12 protein-coding genes are annotated in these 19993 nt (G+C 67.8%); 6 read left to right on the top strand and 6 right to left on the bottom strand.

The window, feature by feature from the left end:
* Positions 1-5: 5 nt before the first annotated feature.
* Positions 6-434 carry a hypothetical protein gene (locus FDO69_RS36085; protein WP_104787082.1) on the top strand — a complete coding sequence of 143 codons (429 nt, stop codon included), beginning with the start codon at positions 6-8 and terminating at the stop codon, positions 432-434.
* 1115 nt (positions 435-1549) lie between these two features.
* Positions 1550-2662: a tyrosine-type recombinase/integrase gene (locus FDO69_RS36075; protein WP_104787079.1), complete on the top strand. Its 1113-nt coding sequence runs from the start codon at positions 1550-1552 to the stop codon at positions 2660-2662.
* 2100 nt (positions 2663-4762) lie between these two features.
* Here FDO69_RS36075 and cas7c read toward each other — a convergent pair.
* The 3 genes from cas7c to cas5c are packed head-to-tail and all read right to left on the bottom strand — an operon-like array spanning position 4763 to position 8297.
* The gene (gene cas7c, locus FDO69_RS36070; RefSeq protein ID WP_104787073.1) at positions 4763-5632 is read right to left on the bottom strand and encodes a type I-C CRISPR-associated protein Cas7/Csd2; all 870 of its coding nucleotides are present in this window, start codon (positions 5630-5632) and stop codon (positions 4763-4765) included.
* Between the two features lie 60 nt (positions 5633-5692).
* On the bottom strand, positions 5693-7525 hold the full coding sequence (gene cas8c / locus FDO69_RS36065; RefSeq protein WP_159030682.1) for a type I-C CRISPR-associated protein Cas8c/Csd1: 1833 nt from the start codon (positions 7523-7525) through the stop codon (positions 5693-5695).
* Between the two features lies 1 nt (position 7526).
* A complete protein-coding gene (cas5c, locus tag FDO69_RS36060; RefSeq protein ID WP_170320990.1) occupies positions 7527-8297 on the bottom strand; it encodes a type I-C CRISPR-associated protein Cas5c in 771 nt (256 codons plus the stop codon).
* Positions 8298-8480: 183 nt separating this feature from the next.
* Here cas5c and FDO69_RS36055 point away from each other — a divergent pair, with 183 nt between their 5' ends.
* Positions 8481-10859, top strand: a complete 2379-nt coding sequence (locus tag FDO69_RS36055; RefSeq protein ID WP_234388244.1) for a CRISPR-associated endonuclease Cas3'' — start codon at positions 8481-8483, stop codon at positions 10857-10859.
* A gap of 1582 nt (positions 10860-12441) precedes the next feature.
* On the opposite strand, the gene FDO69_RS36050 is transcribed toward FDO69_RS36055, so the two are convergent.
* Positions 12442-13359 carry a hypothetical protein gene (locus FDO69_RS36050; RefSeq protein WP_234388243.1) on the bottom strand — a complete coding sequence of 306 codons (918 nt, stop codon included), beginning with the start codon at positions 13357-13359 and terminating at the stop codon, positions 12442-12444.
* A gap of 670 nt (positions 13360-14029) precedes the next feature.
* On the opposite strand from FDO69_RS36050, the gene panD reads away from it, so the two are divergent.
* The gene (gene panD, locus FDO69_RS36045; RefSeq protein WP_104787061.1) at positions 14030-14449 is read left to right on the top strand and encodes an aspartate 1-decarboxylase; all 420 of its coding nucleotides are present in this window, start codon (positions 14030-14032) and stop codon (positions 14447-14449) included.
* 33 nt (positions 14450-14482) lie between these two features.
* Complete coding sequence (locus FDO69_RS36040; RefSeq protein WP_104787059.1) at positions 14483-14827, top strand: GNAT family N-acetyltransferase; 345 nt, start codon at positions 14483-14485, stop codon at positions 14825-14827.
* Positions 14828-15450: 623 nt separating this feature from the next.
* On the opposite strand, the gene gndA is transcribed toward FDO69_RS36040, so the two are convergent.
* A complete protein-coding gene (gndA, locus tag FDO69_RS36030) occupies positions 15451-16890 on the bottom strand; it encodes an NADP-dependent phosphogluconate dehydrogenase (protein ID WP_104787053.1) in 1440 nt (479 codons plus the stop codon).
* 350 nt (positions 16891-17240) lie between these two features.
* Between gndA and FDO69_RS36025 the strand changes: the two genes are divergently transcribed.
* Entirely contained in the window at positions 17241-18464 is a 1224-nt protein-coding gene (locus FDO69_RS36025) for a transglycosylase family protein (protein WP_104787050.1), read from the top strand.
* Here FDO69_RS36025 and FDO69_RS36020 read toward each other — a convergent pair.
* Positions 18454-19830, bottom strand: coding sequence for a DMT family transporter (locus FDO69_RS36020; RefSeq protein ID WP_104787047.1), 1377 nt, complete (start codon positions 19828-19830; stop codon positions 18454-18456). The two genes, FDO69_RS36025 and FDO69_RS36020, sit on opposite strands and share 11 nt — an antisense overlap.
* Between the last annotated feature and the right edge of the window lie 163 nt (positions 19831-19993).

Genomic DNA, 19993 nt, shown 5'->3' with positions numbered 1-19993 from the left:
TCGCCGTGAGTGCCGAGTCGAAGGAGGTCGTGGTGGTACTGGTATCAGCATCGGCGGCGGTCAAGGTGAAGAACGGTCCCCAGCTCCCCTTGGACCTCACGCTGGACCCGGAGTCGTACACGCTCCACTCCAGCCGTCTCGGCGCGGCCGGGGACGCGAACGGGGCCGACAAGGACGAGCACACATTGCCGGACGGAACGATCGTGCTGCTGGCGGTGACGGCCGTGGATGTGGAGATGAAACCGGCGAAGGTCGAACTGACCCTGCGTGAGAACACGAAGACTGCGCTGACAGGTTCGCTGCTGGTCGCCAATGCCGATGCCGTCGAGCAGCTCGTGACCGCGGAGAGTGCCCGCAAGGTGAAAATCGAGAATAAGGCGGACAAAGCGGTGACGGTGGAGATCCTCACCTGCCGCGACGGCGACGACGGGTGAGAGATGTGGTGTGCGAAGAAATTCGCAAAGGCCTGCAGCCTGGAACGTAGAACTCTGTGAGAAGCACCTGAAGCGAGCGATGTGCCCTGCCGAAGCCCGCCTTCGCTCCTTTGGAAGAATCTGAGCTTCCTGGGGATCCACTCTTCACGCAGGATACTTCGGGGATGTTGGTGCCTTGGACGGCTGCCGTTGCCAGTCGGGACACCGTATCAGCGTGAGTCCTGCAACACCTGGGGACGCCTGACCGGACAAGCCAAGCGTTGTGCGGTCTGAAGACCGCCCTCGACCGGCGATAAGTAGGCAGGAAGCAAGAGCACGCGTTTATCGCGGAGGGCATTCGCGTCCGCCACCTCCAGGGCCTGACCCGTGGCGTCGGTTTCGACTCCGTCGGCGAGGCACCCGGCCCCTTGGCCGCCGCCGGGTTGCGCGCACTCGCGAACGGCGCGTGATCGACACCTTAGGGGTCACCCTGAGCGCGTCCCCCCACTGGCGGCACCCGGGCGAAGCGTTGCTGTGGTTCGGTTTCGTGCCGTGCCTTCGGCTCGCGAGGCCGCCGGACGCGCGGCCGTCGCTCGCGAGTTCCACCCGGTTCGCGGAACACGGCTCCTCTTGCCCATCAGCCGGTCGACGCTCGGCCACTCCGGAAAGCGGCTCGGTGTCCGACGCCCCTCGGCAGCGTGCCTGATGGGACATCAGTTAAGTCAGCATCTGGTCAGCATGGCCCCCACACGTTCCGGCGCAGTCGGCCCAATGGGCGCCGGCACGGCGCGGAAACCCAAGTGGGAAGCCGTCCAGCCCGACCGGAGCGATGTTCCTCACAAACATGGTTCGGCGCATGCCGGTGTACAGTCGAGACCGCCCTTGACCTGCAGAAAGCAGGCAGGGAGCCGTCTCAGAGGAGTCCAAAGTGCTGCGTACTCTGTTCAAGTCCAAGATCTAGCGTTTGGGTGTTTCCGCAGGTCAGGGCCCTGATCGCTGCCTCCGGGTCAGCAAACGGTCAGCATCGAGTCGGACGGTGTCCGGCTTGCTGACCTGCCCGTACGACATGGGTCTGCCGGGCCGCCCATCGCCCTGTTCGGAAGGCTTGATACGTGGCTCGACAGCTCGCTCGTGGGATGGGGTCGTTCTTCAAGGAGTGCGGTTGTTCCAGGCCGACGCGTTGTCCGCACCCGTACACGATTCGATTCAGAGATGCTCTCGGCAAGCAGCGTGAAGAGTCTGGTTTCGGCACGCAGGACGATGCGATCGAGCGCCTCACGCAGATCTACGCGGAGAAGAAGACGACGGCCCCGTCCGTTGCCGAGGTCCGCCGGGAACTCGGTCAGCAGACGGTCGCGGAATACGCGAAGCAGTGGCGGCCGAGGCAGCGGCGGATGACGGAGTACTCCACGGGCTGGCACGTCGATAGCTCCATCAACGTGCACATCATTCCCCGTCTTGGATCGCGGAAGCTGAACTCGGTGACGCCGATCGTGGCCGAGCGTTTCCTGGACGAGTTGGAGGGCGACGGGGTGGGTCGCGGAAACCAGGTGAACGTTTTCCGTGTCCTGAAGGCCATCCTGCGGGACGCCTATGGCAAGGGTGCTATGGCGGATGATCCTGTGAAGGGGATCCAGGAACCGGAGTACGTCCGCGAGAAGGTGGTCATCCCGTCCCTTGCCTACGTGAAGAAGGCGCTGAAGGCCGCTGACGAGTTCCTCGGCCTTGAGATCGTCATGATGGTCGGCTGTGGCTTGCGCAATGGCGAGGCCCGGGCAGTGAACATCAACAACGTCGTGGCCGACGACGTCTACCGGGTTCACGAGCAGATCCACTCCAACACGCACAAGCCGGCGAAGCTGAAGCATCGCAAGGCGGGGGAGTTCCGGGAGGTCCCTCTGCCGCGCTCGGTGCGGGAAGCGATGGAGCGGTTTGAGGAGAAGCATGGCACCACGACGGAGGGCTATCTCTTGCGCGGTCCGAGCGGCTACTACACGGAACCGATGGAACGCCGCCGTGTGCAGAAGCTCTTCAACACACTCCCTGCGGAGAACGGTGTGGGGATGTACGGCTTCCGGCACTACTTCGCGTCGAACGCGCTCGGGAATGGGATACCGATCACGGACGTGGCGGAGTGGATGGGCCACAAGTCCATCGAGGAGACGTACCGCACCTACCGGCATCTGATGCCGGGGAGCATTACCAAGGCTGCTCGAATCCTGGACGCCAGCCTCTGGGAAGCGGCTTAATTCGTCGCAAGTGGGCCGTGGGTTGTCAGTCTGGCTGGGTGGCCGACGGAGGCACCGTCCGTGTGTGGGATGTGGGCGCCGGGGGCCACTGGCCCCAATGACGAAGTGCATGCCGCCGCGCTTCCCTGGATGGTCGCCACTGTGTCCGTGGGTCCTCCTCGGTGGAAATAGCCAGTGCTGAGGAGCAAGCCCGTCGGTTTGGCTTGGGGTCGTCCTGAAAGGCGACCGCAAGCGTCAAACTGGAACGGAAGGTTGTTTTGCCGCCAGTAGTTGCGATCCTCGGCCGCCCCGGAGGGGCCACCGCCACACTGGCCTGATGCAGGCGACTGCATCGAGGGCTTTGAGTTGCGACCCTCGGCCGCCCCGGAGGGCAACCGCTAAGCTCGGCGAGAAGCTGAGCAGTCCAAATTTCGGGGATATTGCGAACCTCAGCTGCCCATAAGGGCGACCGCCAGCCGACCGCGTTGGCCGGCTGGCCAAGATCCAAGTCGTTGCTGATCCTCGGCTCGCGGTAGCGTCAAGCGCCTGTTGCAATTCCGGCTGCCCCAAAGGGCGGACACCAGGGCAAAGAGGGCATGGCCCAGGTCTTCCGCTTGTGTGCCGTTTCGATCCTCGGCCACCCTAGAGAGCGACCGCTACGTGGCACCGATGTAGGAGCCCGGTTGAGACCCTCGGCCGCCCCAAGGCGACCCCCACCCGTGGCTCCAGCGAGGGTGCGGGGCTTCGATCCGTAGTTGCGACGCTCGACTGCCCTGGAGGGCGACCGTCATCAGCCAGCACGGCATGACCATCTGTGCGTTCATGACGTTGCGATCCTCGGCCGCTCTGGAGGGCGACCGTCACCAGCACCATCCAGCCGATGGAAGCCGGGTCCGAGACGTTTCGCTCCGCGGTCGCCCAAGAAAGCGACCGCCAGGGTCCTGCCCGATGTCGCCGCCAGAGGTTTCCAGGTCGTTGCGATCCTCGGCCGCCCTGAAGAGCGGCTGCCAGCGACATAGCCGAGCCGATCTCGTGCGGCTGCAGCATGCGGTTGCGATCCTCGGTCACCCCGGAGGCCCACCGCCATTGCACTCTCGCGGTGCGAACGACGCCCAGGCCGAACCGTTGCGATCCTTGGCCGCCCCGGAGGGACGACCGTTACGCTCTTGCCGTTGGCACCCTTCCCCCATAACACGGCGTTGCGATCCCCGGTCGCCCTAAGGTCGACCGCCAACTTCGCTTGATCTTTCCGTACCGTTGTCCCTCTACGACGTTGCGATCCTTGGCCCCCCCGGAGGGCGACCCCCACTTGTAGCCGGCAAGCCGACCGAAGTAGGAAATGCCGTTGTGCCCCTCGGCCGCACGGGAGGGGCGACCGCCACCCGGATCGCGGTCCAGTTGTCGATGTCCGAGCCGTCGTTGCGATCCTCGGCCGTCCTGGAGGGCGACCGCCACCTTGCCGTTGAGGGTGCTGGGTTAGAAGCCGTACACGTCGGTGTTGCGATCCTCGGTTGCCCTTGGTCGACCACCGGCGATGGCGACTTGCGTCTTGTCAACGCCGCTCAGCTTATTGCGATCCGCGGTCGCCTTGGAGTAAAGAGCGACCACTAGTGGCCTGTAAGGTTGGCCAGTCGAAGCACTGGACGACGTTGCGATCCTCGGTCACTCTGAAGGGCGACCGCAAGCGGCACACACCGTGTGGTTCCACGGGCCGAAATCGCCGTTGCGATCCTTGGCCGGCCTAGCGAGTGGACGCCAGCAGTCCGGCCAACACCAGCGTTCGTAATGCCGATCATGTTGCGATTCTTGGTCGTCCCGTAGGGCGACCGCCGAACTCGGATCAGGGCACCAAGCAGGTAGCCGTCTACTTGGTTGTGATCCTCGGCCGTCCTGGTGGGCGACCGCCGCGTCTCGAAGTACGTGCTCGCGATGTTCGGGCCGACGTTGCGATCCTCGGCCGTCCTGGAGGGCAACCGCCACACGCGGGGGATGTACCCCAGCCGGAAGAGCGTGGTGTTGCGATCCTCGGCCGCCCCGAAGAGCGACCGCCACCTGAGCAGTGTTTCGCGGTGCTTTGAGGTAAGGGGGCGTTGCGATCCTCGGTCGGCTGGAGAATAGAGTTCAGTCGATAAGCCGGGTCAGGGACACGCCGGCGGGCACGTTGTCTTCGTCAATGGTGATGCGGTCGGTGTAGTCGTCCCAGGAGCGTGCCTCGCTGTGGCCCAGTGGCTTGATACGGATGAGGTCGAAGAGCTTGTGGGCGGGGGCCCGTCCGTAGGCGTCGTCGTGGGAGAAGACGTACAGGCCGCGGATGGCCATTTCGCCGCGGGACGATGCCCGGTCGTGGTCGAACATCATGGCCAGGGCCTGCCAGTAGGCGGCGAGGTCTTCCGGGGTGACTCCGGCCTTGGTGCCGAGGGCTCCAGAGTAGAAGCCGTGGCCGCGGTAGAGCCCGTAGGGGACGTAGTGCTTGTTGCCCATCTCGGTGACCTTGCCCTTGGCCAGGTCCTCGGGCTTGTTCGGGGCGACACGGGTGATGCCGGCCTCCAGCGGGGTGACGGGATCGATGGAGCGGGAGAAGGTGAGTTGCATGGGCCCGCGGGCCCTTCCTGCATGTTTCTTCTGGTCGCCTACGGACATGACGGCTCCGAACAGGCGCACGTCCCAGAAGTTGCGGATCATCCAGTCCTGCGCGGTGGCGGTCTCGCCTTCTTTGGCTCCCCCTTCGATGTAGGCGCGCTGGATCTGCGGGTTGAGGGCGACGCCCTGTTCGACGTACATCTCGAAGCCGAGCTGCCCCTGGTGGACGAGCGTGATGGTGTTGCGGATCTTGCGCTTGAGGGCGACGTCGGTGATGAGGCCCTGGCCGGTGATGGGGTCGGTTCGGGGCATGCCGCCGGCGTCGGGGTCGCCGTTGGGGTTGCCGTCCTTGACGTCGATAAGGAAGACGTAGTCGTGCTTGCGGGTGGGGTCCAGGTGCGCGGCGCTCATGGTTGTGCTCGGTGTCCTTCCGGGGTTGTGGCGTCGTGGTGAGCTGTCGGCTGTGGGGCGTTACCAGAGGGTGTTGTCCGAGGAGTCGGCGTCCTCGGTGGAGACTTCGGGGAGGGCGTCCGCTTGCTGTTCGGCGGCGAGTTCCTTGCCGGCTTCCCGCGCTTTGATAGCTTCTGCGGCAGCGCGTGCGGAGTGAGCTCGCTGGTGGTCGTAGCCGAGGATGAACAGGGCCTGTTGTTCGGTGCTCAAGTGGGCGGGGATAGCGTCGAGCAGGTCGAAGGCGTCCCGCAGTCGACTGTCCATGGCCTTGGCCGCGGGGCCACTGGTGCGGGCGATGGTGCGCAGATGCGGTCGTGCTCCGATACGGAGGCGAGTGAGGACGGCTCGGGGGGAGACGACCGCGGTGCTCAGGTACTTGTCGGTGATGGTGGTGTTGACCTTGGGCATGGCCTTGCGCTGGATCGCTTCGAGCATGGCCATGATCCGTCCGCATACGTAGCCGGGCTCGGTCGACTGGGGGTTCAGCTGGGGCACACAGAGCTCCTTGTGGCGAGTCGTCGTACGGATCAGGGCGAGGCGCAGCAGGGCGATGCGGGGCCGGTCGAGGTTGCGGTCGGCGCGGATGCGCTGCAGGAGGACCGGCAGGAGATGGGCCGGTGGGGCGGCGCCGTGGAGTGCGGCTTTGGTGAGGTCGGCCTGGAGGTGCTTGGGGACGGTGGTGTCGACGTACTTTTTCGTGCGCTTGTCCCAGCGGGCGCAGGCGAGGGCGAGTCGCCAGACCGACCAGTAGGTGTAGGTGTTGTTCCAGCCGTCCCAGGTCTGCTGGTCGGCGAACCAGGTCCCGAGTCTCCGTTTCAGTTCGGGGACGGGGATGGTGATCCAGTCGGCAACGATGACCCTGTTGGTGTTAACCCGCAGGGTGAGGGCGTGGAAGGCGTCCTCGTCGAGGACTGCCAGTGCGTCTCGTCCCCGCCGGGGGTGGCGGACTCCGGCGACGAGCTGGGCCACCTCCTCGGGCTGGGGGTCGCGCAGGGTCCACATGGCTGTGTCGGTGTGGGGGTCACGGGTCCACCAGACGACGGCGGAATCGTCGGCAAAGGCGCGGTGTTCGGGGTCGGCGAGCAGCGTGTTCAGGGCTGTAGCGGACTTGGTGCCGCAGTCGACGCAGATGGGGGTGGCACCGAGCTGCTTGGTGCCGGCCCGGAAGTGGGCGGGCTGGTTGAGGCAGACCAGCTGGGTGTTCATCCCGGAGTTGGGGATGCCCTTGATAGGAACCGGGAGCGTGGACAGCAAGGGCATGACGTGTCCGCACACGAGGCAGAGTCCCTGGTTCGCCTTGCCCGTCTTCCCGCTCTTCGCTTTCTTGACCTCGTGGGCCCACCAGTTCCTGGCTTCCGGTAGGTCGTGGACCCACTCGCCGTCCACACTGATGGCGACGAGGTGGTCTTTGTCCATCTCCAGCGGCCACGCGGTCGGAGCGTGGCTCTTCAGCCATGTGGCCACCGCCTGCGCCTGGGGAAGATGGGGGTGGTCGTTGCACCAGGAAGTGACGAGTGCACGGTAGGCGGCGTGCCGGGTCTTCGCCTTGGTGACGTCGGCAGAGTTGGTCGAGAGGACCTTCTCCCCGTCCGGCCCTTTGACCAGGCCGGGATGGGCGAGCGCGAACTGTGCGGTGTCGGCAAGCAGGATCGGTGCCGGCTTGGACCCAGAGCGTCCCGTGTACGGGGCGGTGATCTTTCGCTGTTCCTGACGGAGGTCGATGACCAGCGGTTCGACGTTCCCTATACCCGTGCTGGAGAGATCGATATGCCACATGACCCGGCGCGCGAGGTAGTACTCGGGGGTGTCGCCCTGGCGGTTGTCGGCTTGCTGGACGAGGCTCTGCAGCAGCACGTCAGGCCACCTCCTCCGCGGAGGCTCGTCCCTCGGCTCCGGGCATGCCACTGACCTCGGCGGGGGCGAGCGGGCGGTCGGGCACGTGGAGAACGCCGTGCTCGAGGCTGGCCCGGAACCAGTGGTAGCGCTCTTTGCCCTTCGGGAGGTACTCGATGTGGTGGAGCATCAGCCCGAGCTCGTCGATGGGCGGAATGCCTGCCTGGTCGGCGGCGGTGACCACGCCGGCCTCCTCCGCCGATCCGCGAGGCCCGAAGAAGGCTGCGAACTCGCGGCAGCCGAAATGGGGCTGCTCATAGCAGGCACCACGTGCGAGCCGTCGGTCGAACTGGTCGCGGTACTTCGGCAGGGGCGCGGTGCACCGGTCGGTGGCGCGGATCGTCGCGTGGATGCGGTAGGCGACGTCGCTCAGGGCGACGGTGACCCGCTGGCCGCGGTCTTCGGCGACGTCGTAGCGGTAGCCGTTGTTGGCCCGCAGGCTCTCGTAGGCGTTCTTGGTGATGATCGAGTTGTTGACCTCGTTGCGCCGGAAGCGGGTCCACCTCACCGGCTTGAGCTGCTCGATCCGCTCGACCCAGTAGGTCATCTCCGGTTTCCAGAAGATGGCCTCCAGCAGTCCCCTCGCCGCGGAGGGGGTCATGGTCGGATACGAGACCCGCTCTACCTTGAGCTCCGGACGCGTGAAGCAGGCCAACGGTCCCCACGCCTCCACCTCAACGCGTAGCGGCCGGTCCGCGCGCTCACCGCGCCGCCGGGTCTGCTCTGCGGTCATACAAACTTCCCCCTCCATGTGCGGCTCGGCCGGTTGTCAGTGGTGCCCGTTACCGTCACGACACTGGCGATCGACCCGGATTTCCTGCAGCCACCCAAACGTTGCGATGGCCCCGGGTCGGCAGCTGACCGATCCGCGACCCACGTGTCCTAGGGTGGCCCGGTAACGAAATGTGGTGGTCTGGTGGATTCTCAGCTCATAAGTGATGAGATGTCAAACTGCCTTGCGAACAAGGCAGTTGATCCAGTAGGTGACTCAATGTCAGTCCCGGAAGGCAGACTCGTGGCCCACTCGCCGGGCCACCACGGGGCCTGGCACTGGTACGAAGACCACGCCCGCGGTACGGGCGAGCTGGCCCGTCGGTTCGCAGAGCCATGGGGAGGCGGTGACCTCGGCTACCGGCTCGGACGCGACCACGACACGGGCAAAGGAGCCTGCGCGTGGCAGGAGGGGCTGATCGAGGAGGCCACCACCGGCCGCAAGACCAGACGGCCCTCGCACAACGACGCCGGAGCCCTCTTGTTCGCCCGGGCGGCCGAACCATTCCCCGTTCTGCTGCCCTGCGCCGGTGTGATCGAGGGACACCACACCGGTCTGTCCGCGTGGTCGGAAGTCCGGCTCCGGCTGAAGGCCCTGATGGCCGACTCCAGCGAGGTGGACGAAGCCATCAACCGAGTCGCCGCGGTCATGCCGGAAATTTTGGACGGGTCATGCCCGGCCGCCCCGGACTGGCTCGACCCACGTGACAAGATCGCTGTGGAGATGCTGGTCCGCATGACCTACTCGGCCGTCGTCGACGCTGACCGTCTCGACACCGCCGCCCACTTCAGACCCGGCACGCACATCCGGCCGCACGTCGGGATGCCAGAACTGTGGGAGAGGTACGAGGCCCGCCGCCAGGAGGCCCTCGCCGGACGTCAGCGTTCCAAGGGCGTCTCCTGGCTGGACAAGCTCCGTGAGAATGTCTACCAGGAGGCACTCGAAGCCGCCGCCGGCAAGCCGGGCGTGTACCGGCTGCACCTTCCGACCGGCGCCGGAAAGACGTTCACCGGTGGAGGCTTCGCCCTCCGCCACGCCTCCCTGCACGGACTGCGGCGCGTCATTGTCGCGGTCCCGTTCATCTCGATCACCGAGCAGAACGCAGCGGAGTACCGAAGCCTCCTGGACCCGGAGCAAGGACCGCCGGTGGTTCTGGAACACCACTCAGCCGTGAACGTCGAAGCTCCGCAGCAACGCGCGCCGCAGTCCGCCGGCCCCTCGACGAACGTGCGCCACGGTCAGAAAGGGGGTCAGCCCAACCGGTGGGCGAAACTGGCCACCGAGAACTGGGACGCCCCCTTCATTGTCACCACCACCGTCCGCCTGATCGAAACGATCTTCGGAAGCACCCCCTGGGCCACCCGCCGACTCCACCGGCTCGCCAACTCCGTGATCGTCCTCGACGAGGTCCAGGCTCTCCCCGACAGGCTCCTGACCCCGATCCTCTCGGGCCTACGGGAACTCGTGGAGCACTACGGCGTGACCCTCGTACTCTCATCGGCGACCCAGCCGGAACTCGCCGCGCTGAACCCCTGGCGCTCCGGCCTCCCGCAACGTGACGTCGTCGCCGACCCCGCACCCCTCTTCAAGCAGCTGCGTCGCGTCAGATACGAGTGGCGGACCGACCCGGAGGTGACCCTCGAAAGCATCGCCGCCGAGGCGGCCGAGCATGACCAGGCCCTCGTCGTGGTCAACGGGACCAAGGACGCCAGTCAGGTGCATCGCATCTGGCTCAGCACGAACCACGACGATGACCCAGGCGTCCTGCACCTGTCGACCCGCATGACCGGCGGCCACCGCCGAGAAACCATCCAAGCGACGAAGCAACGCCTGGAGAAGGGCCTGAACACCCTCCTCGTGTCGACCTCGCTCATCGAAGCCGGCGTCAACCTCGACTTCCCCCGCGGATACCGCGCCAGATCAACACCAGAGTCCGAACAGCAGGCTGCCGGACGGGTCAACCGCGAGGGCAAACGCCCCGCGAAGGACAGCGTCATGACCATCTTCGATCCCCAGGACGGCCTCAACCCGGAGGTGATCTACAACACGTGCGCTATCGCGGCAGCGTCCCGCCGTTTCGGCGACGGGCTGGCCGATCCCGACGATCTGGACGTCCTCCGCTCGTACTACCAGCACCGCTACCGCCTCCAGGCAGGACAACATTCCAAGGACCCCAACGGAGCCACCGGAGAAGTCGTCGAAGCGCTGCGAGCAAAGCTGCACTATCCAGAGGTCGCGCGCAGAATGCGGATCGTCGACAACGAATACTCCGTGGCCGTGGTCGTCATCCGCCCCCGGCTTGAAGAAGAAACCCGACAGGCCGCCCAGAAGGCAGTCGGCCAGCTCCGCCGCGGCCTGCCGACGCCCGTGACCTACCGTGCCCTGCAGGAACACATGGCATCGATCCCCGAGCGCGAACTGGAACTGGCGATCAACGCCGGCCATGCCATCAAAATCGCCGGTGACCTGTACCAGTGGGTCGGCCCCTACCACCCCCACCGAGGCGTCGAACCCCCTGCATGACCATTCAGACCACCGAGCAACGCCTCACCAGTACGCTTGCGGAACTTGAAATGTCAGCTGGCTGCCGAGTGTGGTGATCAACTTGTAGCAGTGAAAATTCGAGTGTTCGGAGAACCGAACCCGTCGCGGTAGTCGTCCTCCGGGCGACTGAGGATCGCAACTTCACCATGACCATCCCTGGCTGGGGCACCACCCTCTGACGGTCGCCCTCAGGGGCGACCGAGAATCGCAACGCCGAGGAATGCGTCGCCTTGGTCGACCGCTTCGTCGACGCGGTTACGTAGCGGTCGTCCTCCGGGACGGCCGAGGATCGCAACCCCGGCCTGGGTTTTGCCGAGGAGGACTACCGCACCTGGCGGTCGCCCTCCAGGACAACCGAGGATCGCAACGACCAGTTCGTCAAGGTCGCCCAGCTCACCGTCGGCTGACGGTTGCTCTCTGGGGCGATCGAGGATCGCAACACCCACAACCCGGGTTAGAACGAGGACGTGGCGTACACGTGGCCGTCGCCTCCCGGGATGACCAAGGATCGCAACGGGAAGTCCTGCCGGAGGACGGCGAGAGTGGGAACCCTGGCGGTCGCCCTCTGGGGTGACCGAGGATCGCAACATCCGCACCCACGCGTCGTACTGCGCTCGCGAGTACACCTGGCGGTCGCCCTCCGGGGACGACCGAGGATCGCAACAGCTTCACCTACGGCGTCGGAGAGGACGGCCGGATCATGGCGGTCGCCTTCCGTGGCGATCGAGGATCGCAACTTGTGGACGTGGAATCTCGTCGATGATGCCGCCGTGCACTGGCGGTCTCGCCCCTTCGGGTGACCGAGGATCGCAAGACCCGCGACGGCTACTGTGAGACCTACACCGACGGACTGGCGGTCGCCCTCCGGAGCGACCGAGGATCGCAACCTCGTCCGCATCACCCGTGCCCGACTCCGTGGCACGACTGGCGGTCGTCCTCTGGGGCGACCGAGGATCGCAACGACGGCCCGACGACGACCCCCTTGCACATCTCCGCCTGGCGGTCGTCCTCCGGGGCGGCCGGGGACGTCCCCGGCCGGGGATCGAGAGCCCCGCCGGTTGGCTGGCCGTGGGCTGGTCGGAACAGCCAGGGCAGCAGCAGCGTGTGCGCTGCCACATCGATGTAGGCACGTGCGGCGGGCCCCGGCCGACCAGACCCGGAGGGCGGCCTCCCCACCCCGGCCCGGACAAGAGCCTGTTCCCAATCGGTCATCACGCGCACGCCCGGGTCCAGGATGTCGTCCTCGAGTCCCCCTCGTGGTCCAGGCGCTGTTCGTCGGGCTGTGCGCCATCGCACCGGCGGACCGTACGACCCGGAAGCCCGGCGTGTGGCTGCGCTGGTCGATGAGGCGGGAACGGTCGCGGAGGTGTTTCGCAGATCCGACCTTCCGTGTCTGCGGCCACCCTGCGCGGCCGGTTCCTCCTTTGCGCTGCTGGAGACACTGCCATATGCGGCCCCACCTCCACCCCGACAACGCACCCTGCTCACCGCGCTGAACCGCCCGCGGCAATAACTGCGGCCAACAGAACCTGCGGAACTCAGGGTGGTTGGCCTCAACGCCCTATGAGGACGCTTCGTCCATCAACGGTTCGTCGTCGATGTAGTCATGAGGGTCGGCATCCAAGAAGACACTCTGGGCTAGGTCGCCCATGTGCATGAGAAGCTTGGCGCCCACTTCGAGGTCGCACGCTGCGCAGTGAAACCCATAGGGGTCGAGTAGAACCTCCTTCGGTGAGACTGTGACCTGGCCGCCGTCGTAGACGTGGACGGCACTCACTTCGCCAGCCACCCACCCCTGGGAGCCGCAGGCCGGGCACTCCCTAGGGGCTTCCCGGCTCATGGTGATCATCGGCTTGCTGGTGATTGCGGCCAGAACCACGTCACGCTCCTTGCCTGACATGTGCCCGAAGCGCTGCTCGAACAACGAACGAGCCTTGACCAGCAGAGCTTCCGCCGCGACTCGTTCCTGCCGCACCTGCTCATCCACCAGTTTGTCGTGCAGGACCAGGAACGGGCCCCAGTAGCCGTTCGGATCAATCTTCAGTTCTTCGAGAACCGGGTCGACCAAGCGAAGACAGACCGTGAACACGGCTTCGGCCTGCGCCGAGTCGTGTATCGCACTGTGGGCGACTCCGTTGCGGGCGTCCGCGAGGGGTTCAAGAGCCTTCTTGTCGATCGGGATCTTCCTGGGAAGGAGCTTGACCACCCGTTCGTAGGCGTCAACAAGGCCGATGGTCTTGACTTTGGTCAGTGGGCCTGCATGCGAGCCCAGCCCCGTGGCATGGAGCAACGAGTCAAAGTGCCGGCCGTCGACGATCAGAGCTGGATGGATCCCGGCGAGGTACGCCTTGAGCAGATGTTCCGTAGCGACTCCAGCGTGGTGAACAGCGAAGTCGTAGCTCTCAGGGCCCTCCACGAAGGCTGCCAGTGCGGCACTCATCCACCTGTGGGATGAACCTTTCAACTGCTCTGCATCCATGTCTGAGACGATAGGGCCGCTAGACCGTCAAGCGCTCGGAGTTTGCATGCGCCGAACCTGATGCGGGCAGGCCAGCGATCCGGCTGTCGCGTCAAGTGGGCGGCGCGGGGCCCACGGGCTCGGGCCTTGATCCCTGATCTTGGACACACGACCCAGCTCCGCGACGCCGAGTTCGGCACTTCATGGAAGAGTTGAAGGCCGATGGGCCACGGAAAACCAGGTGAATATCTTCTGCGCTCATAACCGTTGTCATCCGAGACTGATCCCCGGGCCTTGGGCATGGCGAAGAGGGGGAGATGACGCGAGAGCGCTCGATCATGTGGTGGTGGAGCATGCTGGTCGGCTCTCCCGTCCCGCTCTCGCACTTGCCTGTGAGTCGGGATCGAATGAACCCCCGAGCAGGCCCAGTGCCACCGACTCTCGACATGTCTGATGAGACGTCAGATAAGTCAGCATCCACTCAGCATTAGTCCCATACGGCTCTCCGCGCGTGCGCCCGGTCGGTGGCTTGGTGGCAGCCTGCTGGCGCAGAAATACGCAGGCGGCAAGCCTGGTCACAGCAACGCACGATTTTCCTGGAGGTCTTCGAGTCGAAGGCATGCCGATGTACAGTGAGGGACGCCCCTGACCTGCAGAAAGCTGGCGGGGAGCCGTCTTCTAGGAGTCCAAAGTGCTGCGAACTTTGATCAAGTCCAAGATCCACCGAGCCACCGTCACCCAGGCCGACCTGCACTACGTGGGATCCGTGACCATCGACGCCGACCTGCTCGACGCCGCCGATCTGCTGCCCGGCGAGCTCGTGCACATCGTGGACATCACCAACGGCGCCCGCCTGGAGACGTACGTCATCGAGGGCGAGCGCGGATCCGGCGTGATCGGGATCAACGGCGCCGCCGCCCATCTCGTCCACCCCGGCGATCTCGTGATCATCATCAGCTACGCCCAGGTGACGGACGCCGAGGCGCGGGCACTCGCCCCCCGGGTCGTGCACGTGGACCGCGACAACCGGATCGTGGCCCTGGGCGCCGACCCGTCCGAGCCGGTGCCCGGCTCGGACCAACAGCGCAGTCCGCAGGCCGTCGGGGCCTGACGGACGCATCGGCAGCAGAGGAGGAGCGTGTCCATGAGCGACCCGGAGATCCGCGACGACCGGGCGGCGGGCCGGCTGGAGGCCGTGTCCGGCGGTGAAGTCGTCGGCCGCATCGAGTACTTCGTGCTCGAAAGCCCCGAGCGCGCGCTCGTGCCCGTGCACACGGTCGTCGAGCCGGCCCACGAGGGCAAGGGCATCGCCGGTTCGCTCACGCGCGAGCTGTTCGCCCTCGCCGGCCGCGAGCACAGCGCGGTCGCCTCCCTCTGCCCGTACGTCACCAAGTGGATCGAACGCCACCCCGACGAGGCCTCGTCTGCCGATCAGGACCTGGTCGTGGCGGCGAAGGAGTGGCTGAGGTCCCATCCCGGGCGCTTCTGACCCGGCCTCGTCCCTCTCCGGCCTCGGCTCGTCCCTCTGCGGCCTCGGCTCGTCCCCCTTCGGCCTCGGCCCGTCCCCCTTCGGCCCCGGCTCGTCCCCCTTCGACCTCGGCCCGTCCCTCTCCGACCCAGGTCCGCCCCTCTCCGGACACCCGCCCCCGGCCCCATTGCCCCCCACCTGGTCCCCTCCCCGTCCTGCGGGGGAGTGACTGCCGACGCGGGTGCCGGGTAGGCGGGGATTAGTCCAGAGCCGGAGCCGACCCACTGGCTGGAGGACCTGATGACGAACCCGATTCCCGACCCCGTGCCGCCGGCGCCGACACCGGGCCCCGATCCCCAGCATCCGGACCCGCACCCCGACCCCGTGCCGAACCCACAGCCCCCGCCGGGCCCGGAGCCGACCCCTCCGCCGCCCGCGCCCACCCCGCCGGCACCCCCGGGCCCCGGCCCCGTGCCGGGTCCCGACCCGTCCCCCATCCCCCCGGGACCGGAACCCGTGCCGAGCCCGGAGCCCGGCCCGCCACTGTCCTGACCTCACTGTCCTGACCCCCGGATACGCGAGCGGGGCGGTGGACGGCATCCCGTGCCGTCCACCGCCCCGCTCACCTCCCTGAGCGGCAGCGCCTACGCGGAGGTCTCCGACCGGTCCCCGCCCCACAGCGTGTGGAACGAGCCGTCGCGGTCCACCCTGCGGTACGTGTGCGCACCGAAGTAGTCCCGCTGCCCCTGCGTCAGCGCCGCCGGCAGCCGCTCCGCGCGCAGGGCGTCGTAGTAGGCGAGGGCCGCGGCGAAACCGGGCGTCGGCACACCCTGACGGGTCGCCGCGACCAGCACCTCACGCCAGTCGTCCTGGGCGTCCCCGATCTCCTGCGCGAACGTCGCGTCCGACAGCAGGCTCGGCAGGTCCGGCCGGGTGTCGTACGCGGACCGGATACGGTCCAGGAACGCCGCGCGGATGATGCAGCCGCCCCGCCACAGCGCCGACACCGCACCGAGGTCGATGTCCCAGCCGTACTCGTCGCGGGCCGCGTCGATCTCGTGGAAGCCCTGCGTGTACGACACGATCTTCGACGCGTACAGCGCCTGCTCCACCCGGTCCGCGAACGCCCGGGCCTCCGCCTCGCTCAGCGGCTGCGCCTTCGGGCCGGCCAGCTCGCGCGAGGCGTCCCGCAGCGCCGCGTGGCCCGACAGAGAGCGCGCGAAGACCGCCTCGGCGATACCCGACACCGGCACACCCAGGTCCAGGGCGATCTGCACGGTCCAGCGGCCGGTGCCCTTCTGCTCGGCCTGGTCGACCACCACGTCCACGAACGGCTTGCCCGTCTCCGCGTCCACGTGCGAGAGCACCTCGGCCGTGATCTCGATCAGGTACGAGTCGAGCCGGCCCCGGTTCCAGGTCCGGAAGATCTCGGCGATCTCGGCGGGGGAGTACCCGGCGACGTCCCGCAGCAGCTGGTATGCCTCGCCGATGAGCTGCATGTCCGCGTACTCGATGCCGTTGTGCACCATCTTCACGAAGTGCCCGGCACCGTCCGGACCGACGTGCGAGACGCACGGTGTGCCGTCGGCCGCCTTCGCCGAGATCTTCTCCAGCATCGGGCCGAGCGAGTCGTACGACTCCTTGGGGCCGCCCGGCATGATGCTCGGCCCGTTCAGCGCGCCCTCCTCGCCGCCGGAGACGCCCATGCCGACGAAGTGGATGCCCTGCTCACGCAGGTCCCGCTCCCGGCGCCGGGTGTCCGCGAAGTGCGCGTTGCCACCGTCGATGATCATGTCGCCGGGCTCCAGAAGCGGCGCGAACTCCTGGATCACCGCGTCGGTCGGCTCACCGGCCTTCACCATCACGACCAGACGCCGCGGCCGCTCCAGTGCCGCCACGAAGTCCTTCGCGCTCTCGCACGCGACGAACTCACCCTCGCCGCCGAACTCCTCCACCAGGGCGTGCATGCGCGCGGGTGTCCGGTTGTGCACCGCGACCGTGTAGCCGTTGCGGGCGAAGTTACGGGCGAGGTTGCGGCCCATGACCGCGAGACCGGTGACGCCGATCTGCGCTGTACTGCTCATTCGGTTCGCTCCTAAGACCTCGGTATCGGTGCTGCCGGTGGAGGGCGCCCACGGGCATCCCCCGTCGACCATCCTGACGTGCCGCTACTTCGTCCGCACGCCCGGGTCGCACGGCGTGGCGCAGGCTGATACGGACGAGAGCCCCGTCGCACTCAGCCGACGCACGCGTCCCCGCGCACGGCGCACCCGCGCACCGGGTGCTGTTCACGGTGCATCACCGAGGCGCACGTCGCGCAACAGGGGCCTCATACCGGCCATTTGGACACCCGGGCGGCGAAAAGCCGTCTTGTTCTGGCCGGTTCGCAGCGCTTACTTTTGCCCCTCCTGACGCATGTCTAGGGGGGCTATCGATGGCCGTACGCGGCCGGCATCGCCGGTATCAGCCGAACAGGATCAACCGCGCCTCACTCACCGTCACGGCGGGCGGCGCGGGCATGGCACTGCCGTTCATGGGCACCGGCGCCGCTCAGGCGGCGGACATGGACACCTGGAACAAGGTCGCCGCCTGCGAGTCCACCAACAACTGGAGCATCAACAGCGGCAACGGCTTCTACGGTGGACTGCAGTTCACCCAGTCCACCTGGGAGGCCTACGGCGGCCGGGCCTACGCGGCACGCGCGGACCTGGCGAGCAAGGACCAGCAGATCGCCGTCGCGGAGAAGGTGCTCGACGGGCAGGGCCCGGGTGCCTGGCCGGTCTGTTCCGTGCGGGCCGGACTGACCCGGGGTGGCGGCGAGCCCGGCATCCGGCCGGCCGCCGAGCGCACGAAGCCGAGGGAGACGAAGCCGAAGACCTCCATCGAGGAGGTACGACCGCAGGCCACGCCGCAGTCCCGGGCGGGCAACGCCGAGATGTACACCGTGGTCCGCGGCGACACCCTCTCCGGCATCGCGGACGACCAGGAGGTGCGGGGCGGCTGGCGGGGCCTGTACGCCGTCAACCGATCGGCCATAGGGTCCGACCCCGACCTGATCGTGCCCGGCCAGCGCCTCGCCCTGCACGACGAGGGCGCCACGAAGACGCGTCCGGCGCACCGGCCCGCGCCGTCGGCGAAGCCCTCGACGAAGAAGCCGGCCGAGGACCGCGCCAAGGAGCGGCCGAAGGAGCGCTCCGAGGAGCGGAGCCAGAACGAGGGCAAGGAGCGTGCCGGCCGGTCCACGGCCACCCGGCAGGGACTCGTCGCCCCCGTCGGCGCCTCGCTCGGCACGCCCTACCGCAAGGCGGGCTCCTCCTGGTCGAAGGGCTACCACACCGGCATCGACTTCCCCGTGCCCACGGGCACCTCGGTCAAGTCGGTCGCGGCGGGCAGCGTCGTCAGCGCGGGGTGGGGCGGCTCGTTCGGCTACCAGGTCGTGGTCCGGCACGCGGACGGCCGGTACAGCCAGTACGCCCACCTGTCCGCGATCTCCGTGCGGGACGGGCAGTCGGTGAGCGCCGGCCAGCGCATCGGCCGTTCCGGCTCCACCGGCAACAGCTCGGGCCCGCATCTGCACTTCGAGGTGCGGACCGGGCCCGGTTTCGGTTCGGACGTCGACCCGGTGGCGTACCTGCGGGCCGGCGGCGTCAGGATCTGACGCGTATGCGGTGCCGGTCGACCGTGGGGAGCGGGACGTACGGGATGCCGTAGAAGGGCACGTAGGAGAGCGGGCGTTCGTCGTCGGCGGCCACCACCGACGGCTCCCCGCTCTCGTACGCGGCATCCGCACCGGGCGCCGCTGCTGCCGGCCCCGGCGCGAGCACCGCGACCGGTGCGTCCGGCTCCGGCACGAGCACCGCGAGCGGCGTCTTCGGCCCGGGCACGAGCACCGCCGCCGACCCCGGCCGCGGTGCGGGCCCGGGCACGAACACATCCTCCACGGCCGGCCGCCCACCGGCGGCCACGGCCTCGCCCACCGCGGCGACCGGCTCGGACACAGCCACCGGCTCGGGCGCGGCGACCGGCTCGGACACAGCCTCCGGCTCGGGCGCGGCGACCGGCTCGGACACAGCCTCCGGCTCGGGCGCGGCGACCGGCTCGGACACAGTCACCGGCTCCGGTGTGGCGACCGGTCCGGACACAGTCACCGGCTCGGTGGCGGCGACCGGCCGGGGTGCCGCATCCGCCGGCCGGCCGTGCGTGAGGCGCTCCGTCGTCAGCAGGATCAGGCCACCGGCCGCCACCACGCCGCAGCTCAGCGCGAGCGCCGTCCCCGTCGTGCCGTAGCGGAAGGTTTCTCCGAACATCGTGATGCCCACCGCGGCCGCCACCACCGGGTTGACGACCGTCAGCGTGGCCAGCGGGGCGGCCAGGCCCGCGCCCCGGTAGGAGGCCTGCGACAGCAGCATGCCGGCCGTGGCGAGGACGCCGATTACGGCAAGGGAGGGCACGTCCGCCGCCGACACGCCGCCGGTCCAGTCGACCGCGACGGTCTTGGTGAACACCGAGGACATGCCGAACGCGATACCCGAGGCCGTCGCCAGCATCATGCTGCGCACCGCCGGGTGCCGGTGCGCCGCCCGGGCGGCGATCATCAGCGAGACGACCACACCGGCGGTGACCACGGCGACGGCGACCCGCTGTGCCGTGTCCAGCGACCGCGCGTCGGACGCGGCGACCAGGGACAGCAGACCGGCGAGCCCCACCGTCGCCATGATCGCGCCCCGCCAGGCCGTGGCGCCGGCCCTGCGGCCGACGAACAGTGCCGCCATGGGCAGCGCCACCACGATGGTCAGCGCGCCGAGCGGCTGCACCAGGCTCAGCGGACCGTAGGCCAGAGCCACCACGTGCAGCACTCCACCGAGGCCGTTCAGCCCGACCGCCGCCCACCAGCCCGGCCGGCGCAGCGGCGCGTACTGCTCGTCCGGCGAGGACTCCGCCACCCGCTCCTGCACGATCGCCCCGCCCGCGTAGGCGAACGCGGAGACGAGGGACAGCAGGACGGACAACGCGAGGGCGCTCATCGGCTGCTCCTCTGCGTCAGGCCGGGGCGCTCGGCCCGGCGCGGCGAAAGGTGGGCTTTCATGACCAACACCCTGCCGTGTCCAGGTCTTCCCGTCGTCGTCCCTGAGCACTCATTGGGTCCTACTGCCGATGGAGTACGAGGGGAGCAGCGTCATCCCCAGG

The sequence above is a fragment of the Streptomyces tibetensis genome, assembly GCF_007655005.1.
In the GTDB taxonomy this organism is placed as follows: Bacteria; Actinomycetota; Actinomycetes; order Streptomycetales; family Streptomycetaceae; genus Streptomyces; species Streptomyces tibetensis.
This window is presented reverse-complemented; position numbering and strand designations above follow the sequence as displayed.

Coding starts and splice junctions, on each gene's coding strand:
- FDO69_RS36075 (WP_104787079.1), top strand. CDS start 1,550: ATGGGGTCGTTCTTCAAGGAGTGCGGTTGTTCCAGGCCGACGCGTTGT.
- cas7c (WP_104787073.1), bottom strand. CDS start 5,632: ATGAGCGCCGCGCACCTGGACCCCACCCGCAAGCACGACTACGTCTTC.
- cas5c (WP_170320990.1), bottom strand. CDS start 8,297: ATGACCGCAGAGCAGACCCGGCGGCGCGGTGAGCGCGCGGACCGGCCG.
- FDO69_RS36050 (WP_234388243.1), bottom strand. CDS start 13,359: ATGGATGCAGAGCAGTTGAAAGGTTCATCCCACAGGTGGATGAGTGCC.
- FDO69_RS36040 (WP_104787059.1), top strand. CDS start 14,483: ATGAGCGACCCGGAGATCCGCGACGACCGGGCGGCGGGCCGGCTGGAG.
- gndA (WP_104787053.1), bottom strand. CDS start 16,890: ATGAGCAGTACAGCGCAGATCGGCGTCACCGGTCTCGCGGTCATGGGC.
- FDO69_RS36025 (WP_104787050.1), top strand. CDS start 17,241: ATGGCCGTACGCGGCCGGCATCGCCGGTATCAGCCGAACAGGATCAAC.
- FDO69_RS36020 (WP_104787047.1), bottom strand. CDS start 19,830: ATGAGCGCCCTCGCGTTGTCCGTCCTGCTGTCCCTCGTCTCCGCGTTC.